This is a genomic window from Mesorhizobium sp. M7A.F.Ca.ET.027.03.2.1 (assembly GCF_003999175.1).
In the GTDB taxonomy this organism is placed as follows: Bacteria; Pseudomonadota; Alphaproteobacteria; order Rhizobiales; family Rhizobiaceae; genus Mesorhizobium.
In genome coordinates, this window is sequence record NZ_RZOM01001752.1 from 1 (window position 1) to 645 (window position 645).

Annotated in this window: 1 protein-coding gene; it reads right to left on the minus strand. The window is 66.4% G+C overall.

What is annotated here, in order from left to right; all coding sequences use genetic code 11:
- The coding region (locus tag EN750_RS37845; protein ID WP_145968361.1) for an FAD-binding oxidoreductase at window positions 1-645 on the minus strand (645 nt) is incomplete at both ends.

A 645-nucleotide genomic window follows, 5' to 3' on the forward strand; every position in this document is an offset into this window, starting at 1 on the left:
CTCCCGCGACTCGACCATCCCCGAACGCCGAACAATCCCCCGTGCGATAGCCGCCATGCACGATCAGTTCGGCAAGCGCCTTGCCGACCGCCGGCGCCTGCTGCAGGCCGTGGCCGGAGAATCCGTTGGCGAAGATGAAATTGCCGACTTCGGGATGCGGGCCGATCACCGCGTTCTGGTCGAGCGTGTTGTAGTCGTAGTGGCCGGCCCAGGCGCGGGTCGGCTTGATTGCCTCGAAGGCGGGAATGCGGGTCGCCAGCACCGGCCAGATCACCTCTTCGAACAGCGGCCAGTTTACCTCGAAGTCACCGGGATCGGGTGCGCAGTCGCCTTCCTCCGGTTCGGCGCCGCCGGTGAGGTAGACCGAGCCTTCCGGACGGACATAGATGCCGGAGGGATCGACCAGCAGCGGCATGTCGGCATATTTCTCGCGCGCCTCGAAGACGAAGACATTGCGCTTGCGCGGCTCGACCGGCAGTTCAAGCCCGGCCATGGCAGCCACCTTGCCGGCGTTCGGGCCGGCGGCGTTGACGACGATGCCGGCCTTCAGCGTCTCGCCATTGCCGAGGCTCACGCCGGTGACGCGATTGCCATCGCGCGCGATGGCGGTGACATCGGCGGTGATGAAATCGCCCTTCTTCTGCC